Origin of the sequence: Companilactobacillus bobalius (assembly GCF_002179915.1) — a bacterium.
GTDB classification, from domain to species: Bacteria; Bacillota; Bacilli; order Lactobacillales; family Lactobacillaceae; genus Companilactobacillus; species Companilactobacillus bobalius.
Map to the genome: position 1 here is coordinate 529,318 of NZ_MYFM01000001.1, position 14,657 is coordinate 543,974.

A 14,657-nucleotide genomic window follows, 5' to 3' on the forward strand; every position below is an offset into this window, starting at 1 on the left:
ATAAAAAACACCTATTAAAGATGCACACATATTATTCATGTGTATACAACCTCTAACAGATGTCTATTTTTTATCATTAAATGTATTGTAACTTCTTTGCAGCCATGTAAGCAGCATCGATAGTAGCACCACCAAGGCACTCCTCGCCATCATAGAAGACAACTTCTTGTCCCGGTGTGATAGCACGAACTGGATTATCGAACTCAACATTAACCTTACCATCACCTAAAACGTGAACTGTAACGCCAGTATCCTGTTGACGATATCTGAACTTAGCTGTGGCATGGAAAGTATCGCCATAATCTAAGCCTGTGATAAATGAAAGATCTGAAGCCTCTAGATGATCAGCATATAATCTAGGATTATCATATCCTTGGTCAACATAAAGAACATTCTTCTTCATATCCTTACCAACAACGAACCAAGGCTCGTTAGACTTACCGTTACCACCAATACCAAGACCTGATCTTTGACCGATTGTGTAATACATCAAACCAGCATGATCACCCTTAATCTCACCAGCAGGTGTCATCATCTTACCAGGTTGTGCAGGCAAGAACTCACTCAAGAACTTACGGAAGTTTCTCTCACCGATGAAACATACACCAGTTGAGTCCTTCTTCTTAGCTGTAGACAAACCAGCCTCTTCAGCAATACGACGAACCTCTGACTTTTGCATACCACCAATTGGGAACAAAGCCTTTTGAAGTTGATCTTGTTGAACAGTACTTAGGAAGTAAGTTTGATCCTTGTTAGCATCACCACCACGTAACAAATGAACAACGCCATTGTCATCGCGGAATGATTGAGCATAGTGACCCATTGCAATATAGTCAGCATTTAGTTTGTTGGCATAATCCAAGAAAGCCTTGAACTTAACCTCTTTGTTACACATAACGTCAGGATTAGGAGTTCTACCCTTACGATACTCTGCTAAGAAATATTGGAAAACACGGTCCCAGTATTCCTTCTCAAAATTAACTGAGTAGTAAGGAATACCAATCTTGTTGGCAACCTTAGCAACATCTTCATAATCCTCAGTTGCAGTACATACACCGGAGTCATCTGAGTCATCCCAGTTCTTCATAAATACTCCGATAACCTCGTAGCCTTGTTGTTTCAAAAGAAGTGCACTAACTGACGAGTCAACGCCACCACTCATACCTACTACAACACGCTTCTTCTTATTATCCATTTTAAAACCTCATTTATTTTGCTAATACGTTTTTTTCTTTCAAAAAGTCCATTAAATATCTATAATCTTTGATTTCTTCTTCGGAATCCTTCAATTTGAAGATATTAATATTGTGCATACCGCTTTTATCGGTAATTGATAGCTTCAAACTATCTAAATCTTTACTAACAACAGCTTTAACAAAAAATCTAGCTGCATATGGAGAAGTTCCATTAAGTGGATGTTCCAAACGGAAACCACCTTTGTTAGTTTCTTTAAAACCACTATCCATTAGTGAATAACGTTTAACCTCAGAACTCAATTCATAAATCTCTTGATCTCCAAGTACTTGAGCTTGTTTTTTATCCATATTTATCATCCCTTATAAATAATCATTATTAATTATAAGTTTGAATAAAATTAATTAATTAGTCAAGTCGGAAACGATATCTACTAACTTATTTGTAAATTTAACAATTTCAGCTTCAGTATTGTCCTTACCAAAACTGATTCGTACTGAATCATTGATCTTAGGACTATCCTCGCCAAACATTGCTACTAAGACATGTGAAGGTTCCAAACTACCGGCTGTACATGCAGAACCACCAGAAATAGCAAACCCTTCAAGATCCAAGCGAGTCAACAAGACTCCACGATCAACACCGGGCAAATACAAGTTCATTACATGATTCAAAGCATGACTGTCAGTAGGTCCATTGATTCCAAAAGGAATGTTGTTTTCCTTTAAAATTTCTTGAATCTTCTGTTTGAAACCAAAATAACGTGTCTGACGAGCTTTCTTTTCATCAGGAGTAATCAATTGTACTGCCTTAGCGAAACCAGCGATAGCAGGCACATTTTCCGTTCCTGCACGGCGTTTAGTTTCTTGATCGCCACCTTTAACAAAAGATGGAATATGAATATCGTCATTAATATATAAAAAGCCGATAAACTTAGGACCATTGATTTTATGTGCTGATGTTGAAAGCATATCAATATGTTCAGCTTTGACATCAATATCTTCCATGCCATAAGCCTGCACAGCATCCGTATGGAAAAAGGCTTGATGATCTTTTAATAATTCACCAATTTCTTTAATAGGATTCATTGAACCTACTTCATTATTACCATACATAATCGTTACTAAAATAGTATCGTCACGTAAGGCATCTTTAACTTGTTGAACAGTGACTTCGCCACGTTCATTAGGTTTAAGATAAGTAACTTCAAAGCCAAGTGATTCCAAGTAGGCTAATGGTTTCAAGATAGCTTCGTGTTCAATCGCTGTTGTTATAATATGTTTTCCTAATTTTTGTCTAGATAAAGCTGTTTCAATGACAGCCGTATTATCACTTTCGGTACCACCACTTGTAAAGACTACTTCTGAATCTTTTGCATTGATACTTTGAGCAATTACATGCCGATTTTCATCTAAAACTTTACGAGCTTGGCGTCCAAAATAATTGGTAGCAGAAGCATTACCAAAATTGTTTGCCATTTGGTCGCTGATCACATCGACTACAGATGTAGCCATTGGTGTCGTAGCAGCATTATCTAAATAAACAAATGCCACAATAAATCCCCTCTATTCTTGGTCTAAAAAGTTCAGCAACATTGTTACTGATTTGCGTCCGGCTTGTAAAACAAATTCGTCAAAGTTTACACTAGCACTTTCGTCACCAACATCACTCATTGAACGAATAACAACGAACGGTGTCTTGAATTGTGTACAGACTTGAGCCACAGCTGCACCTTCCATTTCAGATGCTAAAGCATCTGGGAATGACTTTTTAATTGTAGCAATTTTTTCAGCTGCGTCAATAAATTGGTCTCCTGTTACGATCAAACCAACACGTGATGTTAAGCCAGTTCTCTTAGCAGCAGCTGCAATTTTTTCAACATAAGTCTTATCTGCATTAAAGTAAAGCTCCTGTTGAGGTAATTGACCAACTTTATAACCAAAACCAGTTGCATCAACATCGTGATAAGCCATTTTGTCTGAAATAACAACATCACCGATATGTAAACCTTCACCGATACCACCAGCTGAACCTGTATTAACAATAAAATCTGGTTGGTAACGTTCATTGATAATTGTCGTTGTCATTCCTGCTTGTACTTTACCAATTCCACTTTGAGCTAGATAAACTTGATGATCTTTATAATTACCGATCGTAATATCTACTCCAGCTACAGAATCTTTTTTAACATCAGTTAAAGATTCTTTCATTAATTTGATTTCTTCTTCCATTGGAACGATTACGCCAATTTTCATACTTTACTCCTCAAATAAAAAATAATATTAAAAACACTAAGATAATTAGGCCGAATACTGTAATAATGGCAATATTTAGCTTTTTTTTCAAACGATTTGTCTTATTATCAAAAGATTGCATTTTTTCTTCGATAATTTGCTCAGAATGTTGTCTTGCATACTCTTGTTCGGCTCGACGACGTTCTTGCATACGCATCTTTTCTTGTTGTTGTTCAATCTGATCAGCACGTACTACTGTCTGCGGTTGATCAGCCGATTTAGTCTTTGAATGATAAAAATCTTTCAATTTAGAAAACATTTATTTTTCCTTTGCTTCCATTAATTCCCAGTAAGTAACTGCGTAGATTGATTTGGAATCACAAATAACTCCTTTGGCAATTTGTTCTTTAGCTTCAGCTAAAGTTAATTCCTCTACATTTAAGAATTCATCTGGATCTAGTGGGCGTTTGAATTCAACTTTCTTCAAATCAGTTGCCTTGAAAACCGTTAACTTCTCATTTGAATATCCAGGACTGGCAAAGAAAGCAGTTACCTTTTCAAGATTATCAGTTGTCAATCCTAATTCTTCATCCATCTCACGTAGGGCAACTTCTTTCAAGTCGCTACCCTCGTCCTCATCAATTTTACCGGCAGGAATTTCTAAAGTTTCTTGTTCTAAAGGTGTACGCCACTGTCTGACAAAGACCATCTTACCATCGCTAGTGAATGGAATAATTGCCACAGCTCCATGATGTTGCACCACTTCACGAATATCAGGGATTCCGTTTGGCAAAACAACTTGCTCTACATCAACGTCAAAAATCTTGCCTCCGAACATTCTCTTCTTAGCAACAATCTCTTCATAATATCTTGAATCTTCTTTACTCATTACTTGACCTTCCTGACTTTATTAATCTTACGACTGACATCACAATTGCAATTAAGCAAATAACTACTGCAAATGACATTGTAACACGCATCCCGTCAATAAAAATATCAGGTCTGCCTTCAACGTAAGTAGTGACTGACCTACCATAGAATTTACTCATCGATAAAAATAGAACTGTCGTAGAAACTGAAACTCCGATTATCATACCTAAATTACGTGATAAGGCATTCAAACCGCCAGCAATTCCTAAATCTTTAGTTTCAACTGAACTCATGATCATTGTATTATTTGGTGCTTGGAACAAACCATTACCCAAGCCATTTAACCCAATACACAATAAGATAAACCAGATCTCTGTTTTCAGACTAAAAACTAAATATCCTAATTGAGCCAATTCAATCACGACTAAACCAACAATCGTTAAGACAATTGGATTAACCTTTGCTGATATTTTACCAGAAATAGGCGCAACTACAACCTGTACTAGTGGAAAAGCCATCAAGATATAACCTGCTGTTGAAGCAGCAATACCTAAAGCATTCTCCAAATAAAATGGCGATATCACGTTGAAGAAGAAATTAGTAACAAAAATAAAGAATCCTGCTACTAGCCCTAACGTAAAATTGTGGTTACTAAAAATTCTTAATTCAATCATCGGATTGGCGACTTTTTTCTCAATCATTAAGAAGATTCCAAAGAAAATTATTGCAGCTATAAAGGCAACGATAATATAAGGATTGGTGAACCCAATCGATTGACCAATAAAGATAGCTCCAAAGAACAGTAACAATGTTACAAAATATGCTGCAAAGCCAGTTTTATCAAATTTAACCGGATTAGTTTTTTCAGACTTAGGCAAATTAATATAGCCTAGAATCAACGCCACTAAACCAATTGGAATATTGATCCAAAAAATGTAACTCCAGTGGAAATGACCCAGGATCAAACCACCGATTCCCGGTCCGGCAATTGCACCGATAGAAACAAATGAACCAATGTAACCTAGAGCATAACCACGCTCTCGCAATGGAAAGGTTTCAGTAATAATACCATTATTGGTAGCCATGGCCATTGAAGCACCAATAGCTTGGACTACTCTACCTACTAACAACATCACTAGATTATTGCTCAATCCACAAACGATAGAACCAATAATGAACATTACCGAACCGATTTTAAATACTTTTATTTTACCGATTGAGTCAGCTATTTTTCCAAACATCAATAAAAAAATACAAATTGTGACTAGGTAAATAGAAACGATCCACTCAGCCATATTCATTTCAATATTCAAATTCTTACTGATGACTGGCAAGGCTATATTCACTATCGAACCGTCAAGCGTTGCCATTAAAGTAAAAATACCAACCGAGATCAAAATCATCCATCTTCTTGGATTTGCTTGCTCGTCCATATTTCTTCTCCTATTTTCTTTTCAAAGAAAAAGAAAGCACTATTCAGCGCTTTCTTCTTTTTTAATATTAATATTAACAGCTTGTGGCCCTTTATAACCAGGTGCAATCTCAAAAGTAACATCGAGACCTTTTTCAATATAAAAGTCCTCACGGTTAAGAATTGAGTCTGCAAAGAAGAAAATATCTTCTTCTCCATTATTTATAAAGCCAAAACCACGGTCCTTATTGAACCTTACTATTTTTCCTGTGAACATTAGTCACCATTCCTAATCATCAAAGCCCTCAGTCTTTGTTTCTGGATACTCTTCAGCAACAATCTTAGCACATCTAGCACAGAATGTTGGATAATTACTATCACTACCAACGTCAGTCTTGATCATACGACATCTTTGACAAACGTCTCCTTGAGCTTTTTCAACTAAGACATCAGCAAGTTCATACTCATCAGCATTTGCTAATTCTTGATCTGAAAGTTCAAATTGAGAAACAATCAATAGTTGACCAAAGTTACTATCAATCTTATCAAGAACGGCCTTTAAGTCAGCACTTGGATGAACAGTTACCTTAGCTTCAAGTGATTTACCAATCATCTTGTCAGCACGAGCAACTTCTAGTGACTTCAAGACGTTGTCTCTAAAGTCCATAAATGTTGTCCAATCACTTTCAATTTCGGTTTGATCGGGGATATCTTCAACTTCTGGCATTTCTGCTAATTGAACATAATCCTCTGGTTCTTTAAGATACTCCCAAACTTGTTCCATAGTATGTGGCAAGATTGGTGTCAACATCTTAGCTAATTTAACAACTACATCATAGATAACAGTTTGCATTGAACGACGAGCATGTGAATCTTCGGCATCAATATAAACAACATCCTTGGCAAAGTCTAAGTAGAATGTTGACATTTCATTAACGATAAAACTAACAATTGATTTCTCAACATCAGCAAAATCATATTTGTCATAATCTGCCAAAACATTCTTAACTAAGTCATTCAACTTAACCTTGATATATTTATCTTCTGGACGAAGATCACTATATGCAACAGCATTAGTCTTTGGATCAAAGTCAGTTGTGTTAGCTAACATGAATCTGATAGTATTTCTGATCTTACGGTATGTTTCAGAAACTTGTTTAAATGAATCAACTGAAACAGAAACATCAGAACTTGAGTCAACTGAAGCAACCCAAAGGCGGATAATTTCAGCACCGAATTGTCTTTCAATATCACTTGGTGAAATAACATTTCCAAGTGATTTACTCATCTTAACGCCTTTTTTGTCCAAAGTGAAACCTTGTGACATAACAGCCTTGTATGGTGCAACACCATAAGCAGCTATAGAAGTAACTAGCATCGAGTTGAACCAACCACGATATTGGTCAGAACCTTCAAGAATCAAGTCAGCTGGGAATGTTAAGTTATCACGTGTCTTAGCAACACCTGAATGAGCTGTCCCAGAGTCAAACCAAACATCCAAAATATCAGTTTCCTTAGTAAACTTACCATTTGGGCTACCTGGATTAGTATAACCTTCTGGAAGTAGGTCCTTAGCATCCTTTTCAAACCAAACGTTAGAACCATACTTACCAACTAAATCAGCCACGTGGTCAACAGTTTCTTTAGTCATGATTGGATCGCCATTTTCAGCATAGAAAATTGGTAGTGGAACACCCCAAGCACGTTGTCTAGAGATTACCCAATCACCACGGTCACGAATCATATTGTAAAGACGTGTTTTACCCCATGCAGGTTTGAAGTCGATTTTTTCGATTTCATCAAGAATTTGTTGTCTAAACTTATCAATTGAAGCAAACCATTGTGGTGTAGCACGGAAGATAACAGGTTTCTTTGTACGCCAGTCATGAGGATAACTGTGAGTGAAGAAACTAAGTTTCAATAGTGAACCATTTTCCTTCATACGTTCAGTAATCATCTTATTAGCGTCATCGTAGAAGACACCTTCATATTCTGGTACTTCATCTGTGAAACGGCCTTGTGCATCGATTGGTGAGAAGACAGGCAACTTGTATTTCATACCAACAACAAAGTCATCAGCACCAAATCCAGGAGCTGTATGAACTAAACCAGTACCATCATCAAGTGTAACGTGGAATCCAAGAATTAATTCTGATTCACGGTCATAAAATGGATGTGTGGCTGTTAAGCCTTCAAGTTCAGCACCTTTAAATGTCTTAAGAATTTCAACATTCTCCCAGCCTAGTTGTTCTTGTACGAATTGAATTCTTTCTTGAGCAACGACGTACTTCTTACCATCAGCATTAACTTCTGCATAAATGAATTTAGGATTTACACAAATAGCCTCGTTAGATGGAATTGTCCATGGAGTTGTTGTCCAGATGATGAATGAAGCATCACTGTCAACTACACCCTTACCATCACGTACTTTGAAAGCAACAAAGATTGATGGTGATTTGATATCTTTATATTCAACTTCAGCTTCAGCTAGAGTTGATTCAGATGATGGTGACCAGTAAACAGGTTTCTTACCACGGTAAATGTAGCCTTTATCAACCATTTCACCAAAGATTTCTAGTTCAGCCTTTTCAAATTCAGGTTGATAAGTAATATATGGATGATCCCAATCAGCTGAAATACCTAAACGTTTGAAACCAGCCATTTGTTTCTTAACTTCGCCTTGAGCAAAATCGTAACACAACTTACGATATTCAGACATGCTCATTTCCTTACGCTTAACACCTTTTTTAGCCATTTGTTGTTCAATTGGAAGACCATGAGTATCCCAACCAGGAACATAAGGTGAACGGAATCCGTCCATTGATTTGTAACGAACGATAATATCCTTTGAAACCTTATTTAGTGAATGTCCCATATGGATATCACCATTAGCAAATGGAGGTCCATCTAGTAATTCAAAGGTTGGTTTACCTTCGTTTAATTTTTGTCGCTTTTCATAAAGTTTGTTTTCTTCCCAAGCCTTTTGCCATTCAGCTTCCTTGTTTGGCAAATTACCACGCATTGGGAACTTAGTTTTACCTAAGTTAAGAGTATCTTTTACTCGCATTCTTTCACCCCTTCTAAAATAAAAAGAACCCATCCAATTCTAGGACGAGTTCTCGCTATACCACCTATTGGTAAATTAATATACGGTTTTTTAAGAGCCGATATACCTAAAGGACTTTTACTAACCTCACACCATTTGCTAGCTCGCTGAAAAAATTTACTTTAAGCACTTATTCTCTTAATTTTCCTTCGAATCACCATCAGAGTCATCTTGAAAATTGAACGTAGGTTCATTTTGTTGATGATTAATCGTATAAGATTCATCTGGTTGGTCATCCTGAATATTATCATTATAATTCATTTGATCTGAGTTTGAAACCTGATCTTGCATATTTTCATTATTTTGTACATTAGGTTGATAATCTTGAGCGGTACCATCGGCTTGATCACCAATTTCTCGTTTTAACTTTTCAGTAGATGTACTGTCATTAAGCTTAGACCACTCAGGGTTCTCAACCATATCAAGTTGTTGTTTAAGCATTCCTTGAAGTCCTTGACGGAATGAGTTAACTGATTTTTTCAAATTATCCGTCTCAATCGTAACTTGACGAGCGCGATCAGACGCATCTTGTAAAATCCGATTAGACTTATCAGTTGATTGATTTAGTAAATCACGAGCCTTTTTTTGTGACTCTTCTACGATAATCTGTGCTTCCTGCTCTGATTCAGACTTCACTTTTTCGGCTGCTTCTTGAGCTACCAAAATGGATTGATTCAAAGCATCCTTCATATCAGTGAAATATTTCAATTGGTCAGTAGTATCTTTGAGTTGTTTCTCTAATTCAGCATTCTTTTGTAACGCCAAATTATAATCTTGAGCTGCTTGTTTCAGAAAGTCATTCACTTGGTCGCGGTCATAGCCTCTAAATTTACTATCAAATTCTTTATCATGTATTTCTACTGGTGACAATACCATAACTTCACGCCCCTATTATTTCTTAATAACATTTACGAACAAAATATATTTATTATTCTTTGAACGTCCCATAATGTCGTTAATTCTTATTCTACCAAAACCTCTTACACTAAGTGTATCAGTTATTGTAATAAATGAACTAGCATTCTTATTAACAGCCCAATTTATTTGAACTTTTCCATGATCTACCAACGCTTTAGCATTTTGTCTAGATAAATCGTAAACGGTGGCAATGATTGTGTCCAAACGTAATGATTGAACATTAATTGTCTCATCCGTTGATTCATCTCTTGGCAACAACAAATCCTGAAAATCTTTTTCCATCAAATGTACTTTGAAAGGACCAATTTTTTTAACTTGTTCCTCAATATAATCACTCATTGACTTGAAAACAAAAAATTGCCAGTTCTCACCGTCTGTAATAATATCACCGAAACGATCACGATCAATTCCTGAACCAGTTAAAGATCCAAGAATTTGTCCGTGATGTAAATTAGCAAATTTCTCTGGATAACGAATTTCGTACATAGAAACATCATAATCCGAGTCCTTAGGTACAAAATAGTCAGGAGCAATTATTCCCCTGACCCTTTCAGCATTATCATATCCACCAAAATAATGTACAAATAAATCATCGTACTTATTAATCAGATTGTTTAAAATTGTTTGCTCTCTTAAATTTAAAAAATCCGTCAATTGTGGAGTATACATCGTTTGAGCCTTCAGCAAAAGGTCGCTCATTTTATCAATGAACGGCTTTTCTTCAGGCCTAAAATAGCCTCCACCCATGACTCCTTTTTTATCTTCCATCATAAAATTATCATAAAGATCACTTTCTGCAATAATCGTATTAATATTATGGCAATTATTGGAGAGAAATCAAAAAGGCCAATACTTGTTGGTATGACTCTTCTGATTAGATTTAAGAATGGATTTACCATTGAAGCAACAAATCTTCCAAAAGCAGAGTTATATAGAGCTGGTACGAATGACATCAAGCAATATACGAATAAAATAAATTCGTACAATTCAAACGCCCAACTAATGATAAATGGTAATCCACTTACAATTCGATCCATATCTTTCCTCGACTTACTATTCGTTTATGTCTGGTATACTTCCATCGATTTCAAACTTCGGTGGTGTGCAAAGAAAGATCTTTTCCCCAACACGTTTAATCTCGCCATTTAAAGCAAAGATAGTACCAGTTAAGAAATCTACGATTCTCTTTGATTGTTCATCATTGACATTATTAAAATTAACAATCACAGCTTTATTATTCAAAAGTTGTTTAGCAATAACCTTTGCGTCAGAATAAACTCTGGGTTGATAAATAGCAATCTTACTATTGACCGCCGCACTTCTACTCTCACTTGCTGCACTCATTGATACGACCTTTTCATTGTTTGAATAATTTTTTTTAGGTTGAGGCGTTTCGACTGGTTTCTCTTCAAAGTCTTCATCGTCATTAATTCCAAAAAAACTGCTTAGTTTTTCAAATGCCATAAGAAAATCTCCTTTTATTTATTGTTACGACGTTTAAAGATTGGAGGAGTTGAATCATCGTCATCATCGCTTAAATCGATAGTTTCAGGCTTTTGGAAAATTTCAAAATCTCCCTTTTCACCAGAAACATCTTTTGACTTAGATGCGTCACGATTAATATCCCAAGCGGCCAATGGATCATTGTTATTAGCTTGTTCCTTTGGCTTTGCTGGTTGTTCATCAGCATTATTATCAGTTGCTTTATTTTGGTTATTATTAAAAGCAGCTCTTGGATTATTTAAAGGACGTCTAGCTGGTTCACGCTTCTTATCTTCACTTTCAACGCCTGTAGCAATTACAGTAACCTTAACTTGGTCACCCAAAGTATCATCGATTGAAGTACCAAAGATAATATTAACATCTGAGGTAGCTTGTTCGGAAACAATTTGTGCTGCATCTTGAGCTTCAAACAATGACAAATCAGGACCACCAGTAATATTAAGAAGAACTTGTTTAGCACCATCAATTGAAACTTCAAGTAATGGTGAAGAAATAGCCTTCTTAGTTGCTTCAGTAATTCTGTTTTCACCGTTAGCTGTACCGATACCCATCAAAGCTGAGCCTTGATCAGACATAACGGTCTTAACATCAGCAAAATCAAGGTTAACGAAACCAGGCGATGTAATTAGATCAGAGATACTTTGAACACCTTGACGTAAAACATCATCAGCAATACTAAATGCTTCACCCATTGGTGTCTTCTTATCTACGATCTCTAATAATTTACTGTTAGAAATGATAACTAATGTATCAACATCTTTTTTAAGTTCTGTGATACCGTCGGCAGCAAAACGTGAACGTTTAGCACCTTCAAAGGCAAATGGACGTGTAACAACGCCGACTGTCAAAGCACCACTTTCTTTAGCGATATTAGCTACGATTGGAGCAGCACCAGTACCAGTACCACCACCCATTCCGGCAGTAACAAAAATCATATCGGCACCTTCAAGGGCCTCTTTAATGGCTTCTTCACTTTCTTGAGCAGCCTTTTGTCCAACCTCGGGATTTGATCCAGCACCTAATCCTCTTGTTAGTTTAGGTCCTAATTGAATTTTGGTTTCAGCGTTAGAGCTTTCTAGTGCTTGAACGTCAGTATTAGCAGTGATGAATTGAACACCCTTGATTCCTGCTTCGACCATTCGATTTACGGCATTACCACCAGCGCCACCGACACCGATAACCTTAATTACCGCTCCCTTATTATTGGTTGAGTCTAAAGTATATTCCATTAAGGAGTTCCTCCTAGTTTAAAATTGTATTTAATTTATTTTTATTAATCAAAAAACTTACTCCAAAAGTCCTTAAGCTTCGATGTCTTCTTGGTCTCATCGGGCTTAGAAGTCTCTTCATCAGTAGCTTTAGGTTCTTGAGTTTGTGGTTGTTGTTCTTGCACTGTTGGATTAACAGGAGCTTGAACAGGTTGTTGTGACTGAACTTGTTGTGGTTGTTGAGGTGTGTTATGGCCAATAGTTGCGCCATTAACAACATTATCAGCAATCACGCCAATATCATTCAACCTAGAAGCATAGGTCACTAAACCTAAGCCCAATGAATATGAAGGATATCTCATACCCATTTGTGTTGGGACATAACTTCTTACTTTTACATCAAAAATCTTTCGAGCTAGATCCTCAACATTAGGTGTTGCAGCAACTCCACCGGTCAATACAATTCCACCGGGAAGTGACAAGGCACCAGCATCCTCTAATGGAGCCTGTAACCTTGTAAAAATCTGCTCCAAACGGGCTTCAATAATTTCAGACAAATACTCTTCAGAAATTGTCTCAGGCTCATTTTTACCAACCACTTCAACACTGATATTCTCCTCAGTTGATGCTTGAGCTGATGAAGCATTACCATAGTAAAGTTTTAATTGATTAGCATTTTCTACTGTTGTATTCAAAACCACCGAAATATCATGAGTGACATAATCTCCACCTTCAAAATCAACTGTAGACAATTTGAGATTATGATCATGAACAACTGAAGCAGTCGTCTGACCGGCACCCATATCGATAATTACGGCTCCAAAGTCACTTTCACCATCATTTAATACAACTTGACTTAACGCCATCGGAGAAATAACTTTATGAATAATATTTAGACCAGCCTTTTGGATGGCCTTTTTCGTATTATGTACAATTGTTTTCGGTGCAGTATATATGATTCCTGTCATTTCCAAACGTACACCAATCATTCCGCGAGGATCACGAATATTATTGAACCCATCAACAGAAAATTGTTTAGGAATTAAAGAAACCACTTCTCGCTCACTAGGTAAGTTTTGAACCATTGCAACCAACATAACTTGTCTGACATCATTTTCAGTAATTTCTTTTGATTGGGAACCAACCGCTATCATTCCCTGACATTTTTCAATCTGTAACATATTAGCCGATATACCGACTACAACGTCACGAATTGTGATATTTGCTTGTGTTTCGGCCCGCTTAACAGCCCGTTTTATAGCGCCTGCAGCCTTATCAATATCGACTATAACGCCACGGCTAACTCCTTGTGATCGTTCGCTTCCTACGCCAACAACACTTAATCTGTCATCTGACGATTCAGCAACCACTACTTTTACTGAATTTGTACCAATATCAAGACCTACAAAAAACTCTGAATTGTCCATTAATCGTGGCAGCCTCCCTTACCTAGAAAAAATCTATTCACTAAAAAATTTTAACACAAAAACGATTAGATTAAACCTATTTCTTATCTTTAAAGGGATAAGAATAGGCTCCTATCTCCAAATCTATAACGCCCTTCTTTTTCATTTGGGCAGCCATACCTGGATAATATTTTAATTTAGTTTTAACTGTTCTCATATCCGCAATAACTTTATTGCCATCATTCATATCAATTTTAATCCTATATGGATTTAACTTAGTCGGAGAATTATAGATTTCTGAAATATTCGTTTGTACACTACTTGGTAATTCAGCATATAAATTAGCAATTTGCTTTAGGCGCTTAGTCCCAAAATTACTATATGTTGGATAATTGCCAATCGGGGCACTCATTTTTTGATTTATCACATGACCATTATTGATAATGCGGTAATAATAGCCATTCTTATTGATGAATCCTAACGTTGGATACTCTTTAACATGTATCGTTACATCCCGCATATTTCTTGTCTTAATTGACATCGACTGAATTGATGGTAACTTCTTCTCAGTTTTTTCTGTAATTGATTTATGATGTATCAATAGATTCAACAGCACTGAATTATCATCGATCTTAGTTGCATCAATAACCTGCTGTGCGCCTAAATCATTAACACCTTCAACATTAATGTTTCTAACTTTACTCAAAGGCGAACCAAAATAAGCAATAATAATTATGATAAAAACTATTAAAAATATCAATCCATTTTTACTTATCCTAATTCTTTTTTTTAATGCCATCAATATCA

Annotated in this window: 16 protein-coding genes; all 16 read right to left on the reverse strand. The window is 36.3% G+C overall.

Annotation, left to right across the window (positions count from 1 at the left end; translation table 11 throughout):
* Positions 1-76: 76 nt before the first annotated feature.
* Positions 77-1,195 (reverse strand): tRNA 2-thiouridine(34) synthase MnmA, encoded by a 1,119-nt coding sequence (gene mnmA / locus LKACC16343_RS02525; protein WP_054643632.1) that lies wholly within the window; start codon positions 1,193-1,195, stop codon positions 77-79.
* A 13-nt stretch (positions 1,196-1,208) separates the two neighbouring features.
* On the reverse strand, positions 1,209-1,544 hold the full coding sequence (locus tag LKACC16343_RS02530) for a hypothetical protein (protein ID WP_054643633.1): 336 nt from the start codon (positions 1,542-1,544) through the stop codon (positions 1,209-1,211).
* Positions 1,545-1,598: 54 nt separating this feature from the next.
* Complete coding sequence (locus LKACC16343_RS02535; protein ID WP_056952065.1) at positions 1,599-2,747, reverse strand: cysteine desulfurase family protein; 1,149 nt, start codon at positions 2,745-2,747, stop codon at positions 1,599-1,601.
* A 12-nt stretch (positions 2,748-2,759) separates the two neighbouring features.
* On the reverse strand, positions 2,760-3,449 hold the full coding sequence (locus LKACC16343_RS02540; RefSeq protein WP_025084729.1) for a 5'-methylthioadenosine/adenosylhomocysteine nucleosidase: 690 nt from the start codon (positions 3,447-3,449) through the stop codon (positions 2,760-2,762).
* 10 nt (positions 3,450-3,459) lie between these two features.
* A complete protein-coding gene (locus LKACC16343_RS14485; protein ID WP_056952063.1) occupies positions 3,460-3,747 on the reverse strand; it encodes a selenoprotein S family protein in 288 nt (95 codons plus the stop codon).
* Positions 3,748-4,317 (reverse strand): NUDIX hydrolase, encoded by a 570-nt coding sequence (locus LKACC16343_RS02550; protein WP_056952061.1) that lies wholly within the window; start codon positions 4,315-4,317, stop codon positions 3,748-3,750. It abuts the gene before it with no gap.
* Positions 4,310-5,731 carry an MFS transporter gene (locus tag LKACC16343_RS02555; RefSeq protein ID WP_056952059.1) on the reverse strand — a complete coding sequence of 474 codons (1,422 nt, stop codon included), beginning with the start codon at positions 5,729-5,731 and terminating at the stop codon, positions 4,310-4,312. Before LKACC16343_RS02555 ends, LKACC16343_RS02550 begins: the two co-directional genes overlap by 8 nt.
* Before the next feature lie 39 nt (positions 5,732-5,770).
* On the reverse strand, positions 5,771-5,986 hold the full coding sequence (locus tag LKACC16343_RS02560; RefSeq protein WP_054643638.1) for a cold-shock protein: 216 nt from the start codon (positions 5,984-5,986) through the stop codon (positions 5,771-5,773).
* Positions 5,987-5,998: 12 nt separating this feature from the next.
* On the reverse strand, positions 5,999-8,776 hold the full coding sequence (gene ileS / locus LKACC16343_RS02565) for an isoleucine--tRNA ligase (protein WP_056952057.1): 2,778 nt from the start codon (positions 8,774-8,776) through the stop codon (positions 5,999-6,001).
* A 177-nt stretch (positions 8,777-8,953) separates the two neighbouring features.
* Complete coding sequence (locus LKACC16343_RS02570; protein WP_056952056.1) at positions 8,954-9,691, reverse strand: DivIVA domain-containing protein; 738 nt, start codon at positions 9,689-9,691, stop codon at positions 8,954-8,956.
* Positions 9,692-9,706: 15 nt separating this feature from the next.
* On the reverse strand, positions 9,707-10,504 hold the full coding sequence (locus tag LKACC16343_RS02575; protein WP_256970544.1) for a YlmH family RNA-binding protein: 798 nt from the start codon (positions 10,502-10,504) through the stop codon (positions 9,707-9,709).
* Positions 10,501-10,770: a YggT family protein gene (locus tag LKACC16343_RS02580; protein WP_025084736.1), complete on the reverse strand. Its 270-nt coding sequence runs from the start codon at positions 10,768-10,770 to the stop codon at positions 10,501-10,503. Before LKACC16343_RS02580 ends, LKACC16343_RS02575 begins: the two co-directional genes overlap by 4 nt.
* A gap of 16 nt (positions 10,771-10,786) precedes the next feature.
* Positions 10,787-11,197 carry a cell division protein SepF gene (locus tag LKACC16343_RS02585; RefSeq protein WP_056952052.1) on the reverse strand — a complete coding sequence of 137 codons (411 nt, stop codon included), beginning with the start codon at positions 11,195-11,197 and terminating at the stop codon, positions 10,787-10,789.
* A gap of 14 nt (positions 11,198-11,211) precedes the next feature.
* The gene (ftsZ, locus tag LKACC16343_RS02590; protein ID WP_056952049.1) at positions 11,212-12,465 is read right to left on the reverse strand and encodes a cell division protein FtsZ; all 1,254 of its coding nucleotides are present in this window, start codon (positions 12,463-12,465) and stop codon (positions 11,212-11,214) included.
* A 44-nt stretch (positions 12,466-12,509) separates the two neighbouring features.
* Positions 12,510-13,871, reverse strand: a complete 1,362-nt coding sequence (gene ftsA / locus LKACC16343_RS02595) for a cell division protein FtsA (RefSeq protein WP_056952047.1) — start codon at positions 13,869-13,871, stop codon at positions 12,510-12,512.
* A 76-nt stretch (positions 13,872-13,947) separates the two neighbouring features.
* On the reverse strand, positions 13,948-14,649 hold the full coding sequence (locus LKACC16343_RS02600; protein ID WP_056952045.1) for a cell division protein FtsQ/DivIB: 702 nt from the start codon (positions 14,647-14,649) through the stop codon (positions 13,948-13,950).
* Positions 14,650-14,657: the final 8 nt, after the last annotated feature.

Bases quoted from the DNA above. Each gene is read 5' to 3' on its own strand.
- ftsA (WP_056952047.1), bottom strand. From the start codon at position 13,871: ATGGACAATTCAGAGTTTTTTGTAGGTCTTGATATTGGTACAAATTCA.
- LKACC16343_RS02560 (WP_054643638.1), bottom strand. From the start codon at position 5,986: ATGTTCACAGGAAAAATAGTAAGGTTCAATAAGGACCGTGGTTTTGGC.
- ftsZ (WP_056952049.1), bottom strand. From the start codon at position 12,465: ATGGAATATACTTTAGACTCAACCAATAATAAGGGAGCGGTAATTAAG.
- LKACC16343_RS02580 (WP_025084736.1), bottom strand. From the start codon at position 10,770: ATGGATCGAATTGTAAGTGGATTACCATTTATCATTAGTTGGGCGTTT.
- mnmA (WP_054643632.1), bottom strand. From the start codon at position 1,195: ATGGATAATAAGAAGAAGCGTGTTGTAGTAGGTATGAGTGGTGGCGTT.
- LKACC16343_RS02540 (WP_025084729.1), bottom strand. From the start codon at position 3,449: ATGAAAATTGGCGTAATCGTTCCAATGGAAGAAGAAATCAAATTAATG.
- LKACC16343_RS02530 (WP_054643633.1), bottom strand. From the start codon at position 1,544: ATGGATAAAAAACAAGCTCAAGTACTTGGAGATCAAGAGATTTATGAA.
- LKACC16343_RS14485 (WP_056952063.1), bottom strand. From the start codon at position 3,747: ATGTTTTCTAAATTGAAAGATTTTTATCATTCAAAGACTAAATCGGCT.
- LKACC16343_RS02570 (WP_056952056.1), bottom strand. From the start codon at position 9,691: ATGGTATTGTCACCAGTAGAAATACATGATAAAGAATTTGATAGTAAA.
- LKACC16343_RS02575 (WP_256970544.1), bottom strand. From the start codon at position 10,504: ATGATGGAAGATAAAAAAGGAGTCATGGGTGGAGGCTATTTTAGGCCT.
- ileS (WP_056952057.1), bottom strand. From the start codon at position 8,776: ATGCGAGTAAAAGATACTCTTAACTTAGGTAAAACTAAGTTCCCAATG.
- LKACC16343_RS02550 (WP_056952061.1), bottom strand. From the start codon at position 4,317: ATGAGTAAAGAAGATTCAAGATATTATGAAGAGATTGTTGCTAAGAAG.
- LKACC16343_RS02585 (WP_056952052.1), bottom strand. From the start codon at position 11,197: ATGGCATTTGAAAAACTAAGCAGTTTTTTTGGAATTAATGACGATGAA.
- LKACC16343_RS02600 (WP_056952045.1), bottom strand. From the start codon at position 14,649: ATGGCATTAAAAAAAAGAATTAGGATAAGTAAAAATGGATTGATATTT.
- LKACC16343_RS02555 (WP_056952059.1), bottom strand. From the start codon at position 5,731: ATGGACGAGCAAGCAAATCCAAGAAGATGGATGATTTTGATCTCGGTT.